The 15,161-nt window shown below is 48.8% G+C and carries 15 protein-coding genes; 10 read left to right on the forward strand and 5 right to left on the reverse strand.

The window, feature by feature from the left end; all coding sequences use genetic code 11:
• Positions 1-10 precede the first annotated feature (10 nt).
• A complete protein-coding gene (locus K0504_RS15725; RefSeq protein ID WP_220105109.1) occupies positions 11-1,042 on the reverse strand; it encodes a glycosyltransferase family 2 protein in 1,032 nt (343 codons plus the stop codon).
• Between the two features lie 170 nt (positions 1,043-1,212).
• Complete coding sequence (locus K0504_RS15730; protein WP_220105110.1) at positions 1,213-2,622, reverse strand: O-antigen ligase family protein; 1,410 nt, start codon at positions 2,620-2,622, stop codon at positions 1,213-1,215.
• Positions 2,623-2,660: 38 nt separating this feature from the next.
• Between K0504_RS15730 and K0504_RS15735 the strand changes: the two genes are divergently transcribed.
• The gene (locus K0504_RS15735) at positions 2,661-3,581 is read left to right on the forward strand and encodes a glycosyltransferase family 2 protein (RefSeq protein ID WP_220105111.1); all 921 of its coding nucleotides are present in this window, start codon (positions 2,661-2,663) and stop codon (positions 3,579-3,581) included.
• A 70-nt stretch (positions 3,582-3,651) separates the two neighbouring features.
• On the opposite strand, the gene K0504_RS15740 is transcribed toward K0504_RS15735, so the two are convergent.
• The 3 genes from K0504_RS15740 to K0504_RS15750 are packed head-to-tail and all read right to left on the reverse strand — an operon-like array spanning position 3,652 to position 7,451.
• Complete coding sequence (locus K0504_RS15740) at positions 3,652-4,689, reverse strand: glycosyltransferase family 4 protein (RefSeq protein ID WP_220105112.1); 1,038 nt, start codon at positions 4,687-4,689, stop codon at positions 3,652-3,654.
• Positions 4,690-4,698: 9 nt separating this feature from the next.
• Positions 4,699-5,316, reverse strand: coding sequence for a hypothetical protein (locus K0504_RS15745; RefSeq protein ID WP_220105113.1), 618 nt, complete (start codon positions 5,314-5,316; stop codon positions 4,699-4,701).
• Positions 5,313-7,451 (reverse strand): LruC domain-containing protein, encoded by a 2,139-nt coding sequence (locus K0504_RS15750; protein ID WP_220105114.1) that lies wholly within the window; start codon positions 7,449-7,451, stop codon positions 5,313-5,315. Before K0504_RS15750 ends, K0504_RS15745 begins: the two co-directional genes overlap by 4 nt.
• Positions 7,452-7,709: 258 nt before the next feature.
• On the opposite strand from K0504_RS15750, the gene ureA reads away from it, so the two are divergent.
• The 9 genes from ureA (at position 7,710) to K0504_RS15795 (ending at position 14,880) form a co-directional block, all read left to right on the forward strand.
• Complete coding sequence (gene ureA, locus K0504_RS15755) at positions 7,710-8,012, forward strand: urease subunit gamma (protein ID WP_220105115.1); 303 nt, start codon at positions 7,710-7,712, stop codon at positions 8,010-8,012.
• 9 nt (positions 8,013-8,021) lie between these two features.
• Positions 8,022-8,363 (forward strand): urease subunit beta, encoded by a 342-nt coding sequence (locus tag K0504_RS15760; RefSeq protein ID WP_220105116.1) that lies wholly within the window; start codon positions 8,022-8,024, stop codon positions 8,361-8,363.
• On the forward strand, positions 8,360-10,066 hold the full coding sequence (gene ureC, locus K0504_RS15765; protein WP_220105117.1) for an urease subunit alpha: 1,707 nt from the start codon (positions 8,360-8,362) through the stop codon (positions 10,064-10,066). The genes K0504_RS15760 and ureC overlap by 4 nt, the downstream gene beginning before the upstream one ends.
• Before the next feature lie 25 nt (positions 10,067-10,091).
• A complete protein-coding gene (gene ureE / locus K0504_RS15770) occupies positions 10,092-10,601 on the forward strand; it encodes an urease accessory protein UreE (protein ID WP_220105118.1) in 510 nt (169 codons plus the stop codon).
• Positions 10,598-11,260, forward strand: a complete 663-nt coding sequence (locus K0504_RS15775) for an urease accessory protein UreF (protein WP_220105119.1) — start codon at positions 10,598-10,600, stop codon at positions 11,258-11,260. The genes ureE and K0504_RS15775 overlap by 4 nt, the downstream gene beginning before the upstream one ends.
• A 1-nt stretch (position 11,261) precedes the next feature.
• Positions 11,262-11,912 carry an urease accessory protein UreG gene (gene ureG / locus K0504_RS15780; RefSeq protein WP_220105120.1) on the forward strand — a complete coding sequence of 217 codons (651 nt, stop codon included), beginning with the start codon at positions 11,262-11,264 and terminating at the stop codon, positions 11,910-11,912.
• Between the two features lie 13 nt (positions 11,913-11,925).
• Positions 11,926-12,474, forward strand: a complete 549-nt coding sequence (locus K0504_RS15785; RefSeq protein ID WP_220105121.1) for a HupE/UreJ family protein — start codon at positions 11,926-11,928, stop codon at positions 12,472-12,474.
• Between the two features lie 1,235 nt (positions 12,475-13,709).
• Positions 13,710-14,363, forward strand: coding sequence for a CDP-alcohol phosphatidyltransferase family protein (locus tag K0504_RS15790; RefSeq protein ID WP_220105122.1), 654 nt, complete (start codon positions 13,710-13,712; stop codon positions 14,361-14,363).
• A 70-nt stretch (positions 14,364-14,433) separates the two neighbouring features.
• Positions 14,434-14,880 (forward strand): adenylyltransferase/cytidyltransferase family protein, encoded by a 447-nt coding sequence (locus K0504_RS15795; protein ID WP_220105123.1) that lies wholly within the window; start codon positions 14,434-14,436, stop codon positions 14,878-14,880.
• Positions 14,881-15,161: the final 281 nt, after the last annotated feature.

Genomic DNA, 15,161 nt, shown 5'->3' on the forward strand with positions numbered 1-15,161 from the left:
TTTGCAATCCTTATTGAGCCACAGTAAAGATGTTGAAACGCGCGCGTAAGCGACACCAACTAGCGAGCGGCCACAAACTTAGCGGAGCCTTGATAAACCGAAAAAAACGGCTGATTGCATAACTGCGCTGGTGATGCGGTTGCAACTGATTGCCCGGTAGTAATTTATAGCGATGAATCAGCGCTTCAATAAATAAAAAGAAAGCACATCGGTCGGCATGTTTGACTGGGTAATACAACGCACTTAGGGCGTGATTGGTAAGGCATTCAAGTAACAAGTCACTGTGCTCGGGCAGTAGCTCTCGACGTTCAGCATCAGCTACAAACCGACACAGCATGGCTTGCTTATCGAGCAGGTTAAATCGGTTTTTAGCAGGATCTCGGCAAGCTCCATCTGGGTTTAGCCGATACCAATACCCGTCAAATTGGCACTCAGCGGCAGGTCCTTCAAGCATTCTCACGAGGTACACAAATGCTTCATCTTCGAAAATAACGTCTGGATAAAAATTGATGCCCAAGCGGTTGAGCGCCGCCGCTTCAAACAGTTTATTCGTCACGAAGGTGTCTTCGTAATGCTGTGTTAATGGCATGGAAACCGAGGTCGTTCGGAGCGAGTCAAATGAACGCATGTTGCAACGCGCCCAGCGCCCCTGCTGTTGTGCCAAGCACTCAACCAAAGATTGATACATCTGGGGATGAACCCAATCGTCAGCATCGGCAAAGCCAATATATTTGCCGCGAGCAGCAGCAATACCAATATTCCGCGCAGCAGATATGCCTTGGTTACAAGGCAGCGAGATGACTCTGAATCGGTGAGGCGCGACAGCTACATAGCGCTGACAAATTGCAAGACTATTGTCAGTCGCTGCATCAACCACCAAGATCACTTCGAGCGAGCGATAGGTTTGCGCCAATAAAGAATTGAGGCTTTCATTTAACCACTGCTCGGCATTGTAAATGGGCACAATGACCGACACATCTAATTGCGGCTGGGCTGCCCACGTTGTTGATGAATCATGAGGTGTTGCAGTCGTTGCTACCATCACTTGCTCCTTCAGACTCGTCATTCAAATCTAATTCAGTCGAAAGACAAGTTAAGAGCAAAGCTCAGGCCAAATATAAATTACCTTTTACTTTCAAGGTATTAAATGAATTAATTGTGTCGATTCTGAGGCAGGTTAAGTCTGATTCTCATTTTGCAACGCGCACCATGTCATCGGTGCTGAGATTGCTTAAGCGCGACGATTAAGGCAAAGAAAATATAAAAGGGCCAAGTAAAGCCTTGTGTTAAGAACGTTCCTGAAACAATGGTTCCTAATAAGCCAGCCAATACCGACTCGGCCACCATTTGAACCGCCGCGCTTTGCACTTTAGCTGTCACTACCGATCGAATGCGACGAACCATACGCCAAACAATAGCGACAAATACCGTCAGCCCGACAAAACCAGTTTCAGCCAATATGCCAAACCAGGTGCTGTGAACCGCGTGATTCTTGCCATCCCAATGGGGAGAATAGAAATAATAATTGGCGTAAAAGTTATCTAAACCAACGCCAGTGAACGGGGCATGCACGGCCATGGCAATAGCTGCTTGCCAGGCATAAATACGTCCCATAGCGGATTCATCAACGCCCTGCTCTGCAGCCCCGCCAGATGAACGCTGATCAATACCAGCCAAGGCAAACAGTACAAGTAGTGCTAACAGCCCAAGTATTACCAACACCGCTTTATTGTTAACCCGCCGCCAGCCAAATACCCCTACCACCGTTAATACGCCCAACAAACCACCGCGGCTTTGGGTTGCTAAGATGGCCATCATCAACAAAATAAAAACGCAAGATGCCGTTATCCGTCGCCAGCCTTGAGCGTGGCACATAAACCCCACGGTAAAACCCAGCGGAAACAAAAGCACCAGCGCCAGATCATTCGGGTCGCCAAGGGTCGAGCCAAACGAACGGCCAATAGTGACGCGATTACCTTCTACCATTTCAATACCCGCAGCGGCGTTACTTAACGCCACCAACGCGACCAGCGCCCCGGCGATCACAAATGCTACGGCAGCCTGTTTAAAGTCATTGGGTTTACGAAGCAGCCAAGCAATCACTAACGTCATCAATGCGATCTTGCTAAATACGCCATTGAAATAACTGATAGCCACGCCCCGATTACTGGCCAGTACCACGCCCAAGGCACACAATAAAAAGAAGCCGAGTAACCAACTCAAATCCGCATTCCAATACATTTGCATTTTGCGAATTACAAACAAATGCCAGCCCATAGAAACCATCGCGGCAATGGCAAAGAGCTGCGGTAAGCGTAATGCCATGAGTGGTGGATATAGCTCGTGCAGCCTGAAAAACGACAACAGAACAAACCCGAGTACCATAACAAAGGGATACTTCAGCATTAGGTAAGTTGCTGGCGGGATCACAGCTAAAGCTAGCGCTACCAGTGGGTTAGGCAACCAATACCAACCGCACGAAACAATCACCAGCAGACTAATTAATAGTGCGCCCGACCCAAGCCCCAGCACATGGGGAGCGCTGTTCGGTAATCGAGCTTGTATCTTGCTTAACTCATTTGGCACAGCTTCTGCACTCTTGCTTATTAGCGATTTGTTCATGCAAAGAGCAAAGCAATTACAATGCCGAGGTGATTAAGATGCGTCAGAGTAAAGCACCACGCTGTAGCGTGATCATGCCAAACCACAATTGTTTGGCTTACTTAAAACAAGCGGTTGCAAGTGTCCAAGCTCAAACGATGACAGATTGGGAACTTATCGTTGCCGATGATGACTCCAATGATGGTAGCCGCGAGTGGTTAGCCGTTGCAGCGCAACACGATTCGCGCATTCGACCAATGCACGTCAACGTTCATCATCCTGCCCCCTCTCGAAATGCAGCAATTCAGGTCGCACAGGGCCAATGGCTCGCGTTTCTCGATGCCGATGACCACTGGCAGCCCGCCAAATTGCAGCGCCAATTAGCCTTTCATGAAGCGAATCCGACCACAGTATTAAGCTTTACCGATTACCGTCATGTTAATGAGCAATCTCGCGATCTCGGCAGTTGCTTCGAATTTTGGCAATTGAACAGGTTGCAAGCATCAAACGGTTTTCAATCGCTCGACAACGCCTTTGAAGTGTTTTTTGGCTGCAATTGTGTTGGCACATCGACGGTGATGGTTCGTACCGATGCTATTTGGCAAGTGGGCGGTTTTGATGTGTCGTTGCCATCTGCAGAAGATTGGGATTTGTGGTTAAAGCTAGCTGCCGCGGGGCCCATTGGATATAGCAGTGACTGCGCTACGACTTACCTGATGCGGGTAGGATCGGAAAGCAGCAAACTAAGTCTACGGGTAGAGGCGTTAGAGCGTATTTTGGCTCGCCATGCCAATAACCTGTCAAACCATGCGTCAGCCAAACGCAGCGCACTGGCACGCATTGCCAATGCCAAATCCGATGTCGCGCAAGCATCCAACCGAATGGGTGCCGCCTTGCAGGCAAAAGTTCACGCCTTCATGCTCCAACCGAGCACGCGTCAAGCGCGTGAACTAATCGCGCTGTTGAAGCCATCCTTTTAAATTTATACAACGGCCTAAACACAACAAAGCCCCTATTACGGGGCTATTTTTGGTGACGTTTTAGCGTTATTTAGGCGTTAGTTGCATTGGGGTAAATGGCATTGGCGTAAATGGCTTCAAACTTCGGCACAATGGCATCGCTTGAATACTGTTGTTCAACACGCGCAATACTCGCCGCCGCATCACACTGTTGCTGCGTCACGTCGCGTTGCTGCCACTGAATAATCGCCTGGCACCAGAGTTCAATGTTGTCACCTTCAATGAGCTGGCACCCGTGTACCTGTCGCAGCAATTCAGGCAATGCACCAACCGGCGTGGCAATAACACTACAGCCACTCGCCATTGCCTCCAGCGCCACCATCGGCAAGCCTTCGGCATGACTTGGTAGTAACAGCAGACCAATATGGGGCCAGTGCGCCTGCATGTTGGCAATATCGCCATGAAAATGAACATTGTTTGGCGCATTGGCAACCAACTCGGCGCGCAAAGGGCCATCACCATAGATATCAAACGATTGTTCGGGCAAGCAGCGCGCCATTTGTAAAATGCGCTCAGGCGCTTTCTCGTGCGCTAACCGGCCAACAAAGGCTATGGTGGATTTGTCTGCGGTAACATGACTGGCCGTTTTGGGGAGTTCAACAAAGTTATCGATAACCGTCACCTGGCATTTAAGCCGACGTGCGATTTGTTGGCTTACCGCAATACGAGTTTGGCACCAATGAGCTGATTGACGATCGAGCCAGTCATACCACCAGACGCGCCCTTTTGGCGTTTCTCCAGCATGAAAACTTGCAACCAATTCCGCGTTAATAAACCAGCCAAATACTCTCGAAATAAGCCCTGATTTATAGCCATGAGTATGGATAATGGCGGGCTTACATTTACGCACAGCTCGGAGATAACGCCACACCGAGCCGCCCAGCACTAAGGTTTTAATACCGTGCTGCTGCAACTCAGAACGCAATGGATGCTCCGCTCGATAAAGCTGCCAAAACACCACCCAAATGTCATAGCCACGCGTATCTAAACCTTTTGCAAGTTGCCCAACGTGACTTTCAATACCACCAGAGTTTCGGCTGTCTAACATGAGCCAAATACAAGGTTTCATCATGATCTCCTAAAACATTACCGTGGCGGAATTTTGATAAATATCCAGCGCTAAACGTTGCACCTGATATTGGCCTTGTTGGATTTGCCATAACTCAGCAACCAGTCGATTGATATGAACGGGCAGCACAATATTTGTGGCTGTCGTGTCGTCAACTAGGGTCGCTTGCCATAAGCATTGGCCGTAATCAGCGGTCAGTTCAACTTGCGAATCGTCCGCCGCACAAATCGTGGCAAAATAGCGCGCCCCATCGGCGCGGCGAGTCACAATAGTGACGGCCAGAGGCTGTTGGTGGTCGAAGCCGAAATCAGCCGCTATCGTCAAATCCTCACTGTTACTGACAACCGTTGGAGAATCAGCGCTGATCACAGGTGACGTTACCGGATCTTCGGTTGCTGTGTCTGTTGTTGCGGATGACGATTGGTCGGAAGCGGCAGTGTCATCACTTGCCGAGTCATCGGTTGTGTTTGTTTGTGCCACTTGAGTTTGAGCGCCAGATGATTGGCCATTGTTGTTTCCTCCGGATGATGAATTAACTGCAGCACTGGCCGTGTTCGATTCCGAGCCGCCTCCGCCGCACGCAACTAGTGATAACGCACTGATCAACATTAAAATTGAGTGTTTCATTGGGCTTCTCCTTCAGCGGAATACAGCAATTCAGTTTTAGCGTTGGCGGGTAAATACCAGTTGCTATTCGTGGCACCACTGCTTTGGGCGAATTCGGCAAACATTGGGTAGGCTGCGCTCACATCGACCCGCTCTGCAGGGTGCTGCCACGGATAAGGGATGACGATGGCCCATGGCATGCCATTGGCACTTTGGTAATAAAGACCGCTGCTGGGGTTGGAAAAATCATCCAACACGTTCCACAAATTAATGTCGGCCAAGCGTGTTGGCTGCTGATTTTTTAGATGAATTTCTAAGCCTCGGTGAGGGCCATTCAACAAGGCTGGATCACGGCTAAGCTCCGCCGCAAAGATAAACGGATCGTAAGGCGCCGCAGGAAAGTCCGCTAAGTTCAGCCCCTCGACAAATGGAATGCGAATTGAAAACGAAAACTGCCCTGCTCCAGTACAGTCCCGCTCGGTGCGATAAAACGCGCACGTACTGCTGTCAGCAAAATAGGGTTTTAGATCGGAAGCGAGCACAATCGTTGCGTCGTCTGTGCCCAGCTCAAGCGGTGAATCTGATTGCAACTGACCATTGATCTCAAAGCGAATGAGTGACTGATCAATCGAGTTAGACGCCACGCCCGGTAATCGGAATGCCAAACCGTTGTGGAAACTAGCGCCCATTGCAACAACTTCGCCTTCGAGCTCCAACCGCACCATGTTGTTATTGGCATCGCTGATTTGGCGCGATTGAAAACGCACCACTAAGTCATTGAGATCGTAGTCGCCCGTCATTGGCCAGTTGTCTTCAAACGCCACGGTTGCTTGTTGCTGTAACCCCGGATAAAAACTGACCTGGGTATCTTGGTCGGAAATGAAGACGGCATGATCTTCCACTTCGCCATCGGGCGCACCACCGGTTGCTGCTAAACCGCTGACGCTGGCTACGCGGATCCGCGCCCATGTTTCGCCTTCAACGGCATCCTCGGGCACGGTCAATAACAAGACGTTATCGCCAGCAACCACTTCTGTATCGGTTAGTAGTTGTTCGTTGTCATCAAACTGGCCATTGCCGTTGGTGTCGAACCAACCACTTGCATAACCACTGGCCGTCGCCTGCAGGATGATTAAAAAGTCGGCCCCTGCTTGCAGTGGCGAAATGAAAATGACGCCATCTTCATCGTCATACCAAAATCCCACATCATCGGACTGAGGATGCACTTTAGCGTCGGCTTCGCCATCGACATGGGCGCCTAGTTGAATACCACCTTCCACGAGCTGATGGCGCGCGCCGTTATCGGTCAATAAGGTACCGTAGCTTGCTGGCGCATCGCCGAAATCTATATTGGCAGTGGAAGGGTCAACAATAGGCGCAATAGCGCAGCGGGCGCCATCATTGTTTGATGAAGCAGGGCCTTGGGCAAACAACTCGGCCACTGGCGCTGCGGCATCCACATCAACCCGAAAGATCAACCCATCCTGATTGCGGCTGATATAAAGGGTTCCTTCCACATCAAAGTACACCGCGCCAAAGGTCCCGCTTTGCCCTACATTGCCTAACGATTCGGCATTGCCCGTTGCAGGGTCAATCAACCACAAGCGGCCCGCGTTATCGACGCTGTACAGTTCATGACGGTCGGGGTGGAACGCAAAATCGAAAATAGCCAGATTCAAGGCGCTACCATCGACCAGCTTCTGCCACTGTAAGTAGCCAGGTTCTGATTGTTCCAAAGAGACTCGATAAAGCCCTTTGCCCGCACCTCGCATATACAAATAATGCGCATTTTCTGCCAGCGCGACATCGCCTACAAAAAACGACAAGTTGGGCGCATCACCTGATAGTGTCAGCGGTTCAATTTGATAAGCCGCGTTAATTTTTACCAGCGTATTGTGCTCGCGACTCCAGCCATACATGTAGTTGTCATGTAGGCTAAAGCCCATCGCATTGAGTTTGCCTGAGGTTCCCATATTTGACGCGAGCGTCTGGTAATAGCCCGTGGCTAAGTTAACGCCAAACATTTCAGCGACATTTTTTTGTACTAAAAACGCTGGCGTTGGACACTCAGTAAACGGTGTGGCTTGCGCCGGAGGGCTGGCCAAGGAAGTAAACCCAAGACCAATTAATGCATGTATCGTTCGTATTCTAGTCATGTTGGCGTCCAGTTCGTAATACCTAAACGGACTAGAGCAGACACCATTCCACAACGTGCAACATGCTGATTAAACTTATTTTTGTACCTAATTAGCCTTTGCCTTGAGTTGTTATTTGCAAATTGCAAATAACAAACGAATCGAAACTGGTTGCGTCTTAGCCAGCACCAATACAAAAACTACGTCAATTAGCGTACTTACTCCCTCGCGATGTTCCGATAGCCTAATCGTTAGCGAATTTTTTAGTAGGAACTGCGCATGGAATTGTCGCCCAGAGATAAAGACAAGTTACTGCTGTTTACCGCAGCACTGCTGGCCGAGCGGCGTTTAGCCCGCGGCACCAAACTCAACTACCCGGAATCTATCGCACTGATATCCGCTGCCATTATGGAAGGCGCCCGCGACGGCAAAAGTGTGGCTCAATTGATGTCTGAAGGACGCCATATCCTAACCCATGCCGACTTGATGCCTGGCGTCGCTGAACTCATCCATGAAGTTCAAGTTGAAGCGACCTTTCCAGACGGGACCAAACTGGTCACCGTGCACGATCCCATTCAATAGGAGCTGGCGATGATCCCCGGTGAATACCAATTACGCGGCGACGACATTGAACTGAATTCCGGCCGCCCAACCATCACGATTAGCGTGGTCAATCACGGCGATCGCCCGGTTCAGGTTGGCAGCCATTACCATTTTTTTGAGGCCAATCCAGCCTTGGAATTTGACCGAAGCAAAGCCCGTGGCATGCGGCTGAATATTCCAGCGGGTACCGCTGTTCGCTTCGAACCTGCACAAAATCGGCAGGTCGAGTTGGTTGCTTATGCCGGATCGCAAACCGTATACGGTTTTCGCGGTGACGTTATGGGGCCATTGGACCAGAACGAAAGTAGTGATTCGGAGGCAGCATCATGAGCCGTATTTCCAGAAAAGCTTATGCCGACATGTATGGGCCAACCACAGGTGATCGGGTTCGCCTTGCTGATACCGAGTTATGGATTGAAGTTGAAGATGACAAAACCCAATACGGCGACGAAGTAAAATTCGGCGGCGGCAAAGTCATACGGGATGGAATGGGCCAAGGCCAAAAATGCCGCGCTGAGGTGATGGATTGTGTCATTACCAACGCGCTAATCCTTGATCATTGGGGCATTATCAAAGCTGATGTTGGCATTAAAGATGGCTTAGTTGCGGCCATTGGCAAAGCCGGTAATGCCGACACTCAACCCAGCGTCGACATCCACATTGGTGCCAGTACCGAAGTGATTGCAGGCGAAGGCCAAATTTTAACGGCAGGTGGTGTTGATTCGCACATTCACTTCATTTGCCCACAACAAGTTGAAGAAGCCCTGATGTCGGGCACCACCACCATGTTAGGCGGTGGCACAGGGCCAGCGACAGGAACCAATGCAACCACCTGCACGCCTGGCGCGTGGAATTTACAGCGAATGTTTGAAAGCTGTGATGACTTACCCATGAACTTTGGTTTTTTGGGTAAAGGTAACGCCAGCCTGCCAGCGCCATTAGCCGAACAACTTGATGCCGGCGCATGCGGCCTCAAACTGCATGAAGATTGGGGCACAACCCCGGCGTCCATCGATAACTGCCTGACGGTTGCCGAACAATACGATGTGCAGGTCGCCATTCATACCGACACATTGAATGAATCCGGATTTGTTGAAGATACGCTCGCGGCATTTAAAGGTCGTTGCATTCACACCTATCACACCGAAGGTGCTGGCGGGGGTCATGCGCCCGATATTATTAAGGCATGTGGCGAATCAAACGTACTGCCCTCGTCGACAAACCCAACGCGCCCCTACACCATCAATACCGTCGATGAACATCTCGACATGTTGATGGTTTGTCATCACTTAGATCCGAATATTCCTGAAGACGTGGCTTTTGCCGATTCACGGATTCGCAAAGAAACCATTGCCGCCGAAGACATACTGCATGACATGGGCGCATTTTCAATGATTGCCTCAGATTCACAAGCCATGGGTCGGGTTGGCGAAGTCATTTGTCGCACGTGGCAAACGGCCCACAAAATGAAAGTTCAGCGCGGCCTGTTACCTGAAGATGAAGCTTTGGGTTGCGACAACTATCGCGCCAAACGTTACATTGCAAAGTACACCATTAACCCAGCGATCACCCATGGCATTGACCACCTAGTGGGCTCCGTTGAAGTTGGCAAAATGGCCGATTTAGTGCTCTGGAAACCTGCTTTTTTTGGCATAAAACCGTCGCTAATTATTAAAGGTGGTTTTATTGCCGCAGCCCCTATGGGCGATGCCAATGCATCCATTCCAACGCCACAACCGGTTCATTACCGCTATATGTTTGGCGGGTTTGGCGCCGCTGCAGCAAAAACTTCTGTGTACTTTGTCAGCCAAGCGTCCATTGACAAAGGCTTGGCCGAAACCATCGGCGTCAAACGCAAGTTAGTGCCATGCATTGGCGCACGCAAAGCGTTTAAAGAAGCCATGATCCACAACGCAGCGAAACCAGATGTAACAGTAGATGCGCAAACTTATGAAGTGAAAGCCGATGGCGTACCGCTCATTTGCGAACCCGCAACTGAACTGCCATTAGCTCAGCGATATTGCTTGTTTTAACAGTGCCAGATTGAAGGAATTGCAGATGTACAAACTCATATCAAAATCCGATCACTGCCACGGCAAAGTACTCGATTTTTTATCGCTTCCTTTTGAAACGCGCCAACGTGGTCGATTCAAAGCAACCACCATTACAGGCAAAGAGGTTGGCGTTTTTTTAACACGGGGCGAAGTGCTGCGTGAGGGTGACTACCTCCAAAGTGAATGCGGCCATAATTTTTTAGTCAAAGCGGCGCCAGAAGAGCTGAGTCAAGCCAAGGCGAGTGATTGGCTGACATTCGCCAAAGCCTGTTACCACTTAGGTAACCGCCACACGCCGCTACAAGTTGGCGACATGTGGTTGCGTTTTCAGCCCGATCACGTGCTTGAGCAAATGGTAGAGATGCTCGGTTTAACCGTCACGACTGTTCACGGCGGCTTCGATCCTGAAAATGGCGCCTATGCACAGGGGCTAGGTGGGCACCACCATGGTCATGGTCACGCTCATGACGACGATCACCAACACCAGCACTCACACGAGCACAGTCACGCATGAAGCACCAGCAACTGTTATCACTTTTGCACCTATCCAGCCCAAGCTTACCCATTGGCGCATTTGCCTATAGCCAAGGGTTGGAAACCGCGGTTGATCTTGATTGGGTGACCGACGAGAAAAGCTTGCTGGCTTGGCTTGAACCGCAACTTCGATTCAGCTTGTCACAGCTCGAAGTGCCATTGCTTAGCCGTTGCTATAGCGCCTGGCAGCAGCAAGATTACGCCGCTATTAATCACTGGCAAGCCGTGCTGCTTGCCAACCGTGACAGCGCCGAATTACTCAAAGAAGAATTGCAACTTGGGAGTACCCTGCATCGCTTACTCAGCAGCCTCGATTGCAATTTGCCAAGCCAAGCAAAAGGTTTGGGCTACTTACCCATGTTTGCTTATGCCCTAGCCCACTATGACATTGAGCTGGAATCAGGTTTGTGTAGCTGGCTTTGGAGCTGGTTGGAAAATCAAATCACAGTGGCTTGCAAAACCATTCCACTTGGGCAAACGCCAGCGCAACAAACGCTACTCGCGCTGATGCCCGCCATTGAGACAAGTGTGCAACATGGACTTGCCGTTACCGATGAACAAATCGGCATGACCCTACCTAATTTAGCCATGGTTAGCGCCTGGCATGAAACCCAATATTCTCGACTATTCAGGAGTTAATATGAGCACCCAATGTTTACGCGTCGGAGTCGGCGGCCCAGTTGGCTCAGGTAAAACAGCATTATTGCGTCAGCTCTGCGCCGCACTGCGCCATCAGTACAACATTGCCGTTGTAACCAACGACATTTATACCAAAGAAGACGCCGAATTCTTGTTGCGCAACGACGCACTGGCGGCTGATCGCATTATGGGCGTAGAAACCGGCGGTTGCCCGCATACTGCCATTCGAGAAGATGCATCGATGAATCTGGCCGCCATTGATGAATTACAAGAGCGCCACCCAGAACTTGAATTGGTATTGGTGGAGAGTGGCGGCGATAACCTTAGCGCCACCTTCTCACCGGAATTATCAGACTTAACCTTGTACGTCATTGATGTCTGCGCCGGCGACAAAATCCCCCGCAAAGGTGGCCCCGGCATTACCAAATCGGACTTATTGATTATCAACAAAACGGACTTGGCGCCCATGGTTAATGCGTCGCTCGACGTGATGGATCGCGATGCCCGCAAAATGCGTGGCGAGCGCCCGTTCGTATTTACCAACTTTATGCGTGGCGACGGTGTGGCCACTATTATCGACTTCATCGTTAACCAAGGCATGCTTGCTAAACGTGATTACACGGTTGCGGTAGAACCAGCAGTAACGGCTTAAAAAGGACAAACATATGAAACCTAACAAACTATCAATTGCCGCAATTAGCATCGCCAGTGTATTCACCATGCCGGTCGCTTTAGCGCATCAAGGCAGCCACGCTACCGCGCATTGGTATAGCGGCTTAATACACCCATTTACCGGTCTTGATCATCTCATCACCATGTTACTGATCGGTGTCGTAGCCGCAGGCCTCAGTGCCAAGAAAGGTAAGCAACTTCTTGCTATGGTTGGCTTAAGTTTTGTTGGCGGCATGTTGCTGGCAAATGTGGTGGCCCTACCCGCGAGTATTGAGTACCTGTTACTTGCATCGCTCGTATTGGTGCCAGTTGCGGGCTTGTGCCTTGGCAAACACCGCGTGTTAGAAACTATTAGTATTTCTGCCCTTGCCTTGTTTGGTGCTGCCCATGGCTTTGTTCAAACAACAGAAGCGACCGGATCAATCATGTTGTTTGGCACAGGCGCTTTGCTAAGCAGCATGGCGTTATGCATAGCTGGCTACGGGTTAAAACGCGCTATATCCGCTCATTCGACCCGCAACGCATCCACAGTTGCGAACTAAATAAGTCAACACAACAAACGGCGCCACATCATACCGGCGCCGTTTTCCCATCTTTATTTTCCATCTAGCCATCTAGCCAACTAGCCAACTAGCCAACTAGCCAACTAGCCAACTAGCCAATAATGGCAGCGTTGTCTCATTCTATTGCGTACCGCAACACGTCACATTGGTCTTTAATACAATCTTCGGCTTCCTTTTATCTAAAATCACCGATTCTCGCTAAAACTGACCTTAATCACTAACTGGTTGATTACATGTTGAAAAAATCATCGGGTTCAGCATTTAATAGGAAGCAAATTTGGTCGCGATAAATCAAGTCTCGCTTTGTTTAGCAACGGTTAGTCAGGGCGAAAACACACTCAACCTTAAGCACTTAAAATCAATGCGTTAGGTTCGGTACAGAAGGATTTTATTTGGCGGGTGCTGATTTACATATGCGGCATTCTCGATAATAAGCGTTAAGGCCATAATGAAAAAGGTTACGAAAACTCTAAGATATTGCTCGAAGCTAAAGTTTAAGTTGCTTGGGCATTCAACTATCAAGGATATTCCTACAGACCAGTTCAATCAGCTCATTGATCTCATCAGGTTGGAAGAAGACTTATGTTTACGATGGGTTTGATGCTTGGATAGACTAAGGCAGCGTAAAGTTAAAAAAGAACGGTTGTCGTCTCATATTCGAGTGGGACAACTGGACGGAAGGCAGTGTTGAAGGGCTAGTCAAAGAAATTGAAATTATTGCTAGAAACAACAACCTAAAAGCTACTAGTGAGTGGCGCTGGTCAGAGTACGATGAAAAGCGTTAACAAGTTTAGCCATGTTCGCCTTCGGCTGGACCTCCGTTCCAGAGTTTGTTTTGCGCTAAAGGCGTTATAGGGCAATATAGAGTCCCGTTTTAACTTTCCAGAGTGTGTTTCTAGTATCTAAGCGATACAAGACCCGTAAATAAAAATCAAACTGCTTTGTTCTTGGCCAAATAGAGCGTATAGTTTCTCGGTTAGAGTTCCCTTATCGAGCCTGCTGGCCACACGCCTCCATCCTCCTTAATTGCGTTTCCATTTGCTAGCAAGCGAATAGAAGCGATTAATAGCACCTATTTTTCCGTTTCTCAATTTTTAATGAGAGCCGCCAAATTTTAGTATAACTCTGTTATTTAAGCAGAGAGATGCTGTGCGCGCTTTTTTATCCTGAAATAGGTTTACCCTTGATTTGTACTATTGTCTTTTAGGAGCACCATGACCACAAGCAGTGAAAAAACCCACGAGCTACAGCCTGCTATTATTTCTTATGTGAAAGACCTCCCTAACGTGTGTTCACTTGCCGGATTGGCCTGCACAATTTTAGCGATATATTTCAGTATTATTGGCGTTTACTACGCAGCAATGATTGGCATGATCTGGGCTGTTGCCTTTGATTGGGCCGACGGCCTAGTTGCACGAAGAATGAAAGGGCGCACCGGCAATGACCGAATATTTGGTGGTCAACTCGATCTGGTTATAGATATTGTCAGCTATGGCGTTGCTCCCGCTATTCTCTTGCTGAGTTATGGCCAGTTCAGCCCTGCCTTTTTACCTGTTGCTTTTATTGTTCTGGCCGCCAGTGCTATTCGACTAAGTTACTTCAGTACCTTCGGTCTATCTGATGAGTCTAAATACACAGGGTTAGCGCTGGATAACAACAACATTGTATATGTTTTTATATTCATTTTAGAAGGCATTCTTCCTAGTGGAATATTCTCCATCGTTTTATATGTCAGTGGTCTAGGCCTTGCTGCGCTCAATGTATCTCAAATTAAAACTCCCAAACTCTCAGGTAACCCGCGAAATGTATTTTTGTTGGCGTTTTACACGCTTGGAATAACAGGAATTTATGCGTGGAAGCTTTTGTAACCGGTATAAGCACTGGTAAAACTGTCGCTAAAGCGGCATTGATAATTATTTATTGAGGAATAAATAACGCATGATTATATATACTGTTGGTACTTTTGATTTGTTGCATGTGGGACATCTGGCTTTACTAGAATACTGTAAATCTTTAGGTGGAGTTCTGGCTGTTGGCGTTGCTTCAGATCGTGTTGTAAATTCTTACAAGCCCAATGTTCCTGTCATTCCGCTTGATCAACGAATGGAAATGCTAAAAGCGTTGCGCTGTGTTGATATTGTGCGCCCTTACGATGAACTTGAATATGTGTCTGGTTGTAAAGAGCTGAATGCTGATGTTTTTGTGATTGGCGAAGACTGGGGGAAGCAACCTCATAATCTTGCTGTGGAATCTTACTTAAAATCGGCAGGGAAGCAGATCAAGCAAGTGCTTTATAACCCACGCACGTCATCTAGCTTAATAAAGAAAAATGTCAGGTCGCAGCCATACTATGAGAGCAAGTTAAATATAGTTGCGAATAATTAGCGGGGTTAAGTAAGCCGCCATGGCGGGCCTCTATTATTCCTCTCTGAAAGTCTCTTATCGCAAAGCTGGCATTCCAAAATATTCAGGGTATCGTATGTTGCCCTATAACAAACGCAATTAGCCGGAAATATTTTCCGCTCCTATGCATGTGCTTTTAGTTACGCTAGCACAGGCAAACCCACTACAAACACTCTGCTGTTACGGGCGTTGATATGATTCCCGTTGTCAATAGGCGCAACTGTTTCCCTACCGAACATTTTTTTCCGGCATTGAAGAACCTG

This window comes from Neiella holothuriorum (assembly GCF_019457915.1).
GTDB lineage: Bacteria > Pseudomonadota > Gammaproteobacteria > Enterobacterales > Neiellaceae > Neiella > Neiella holothuriorum.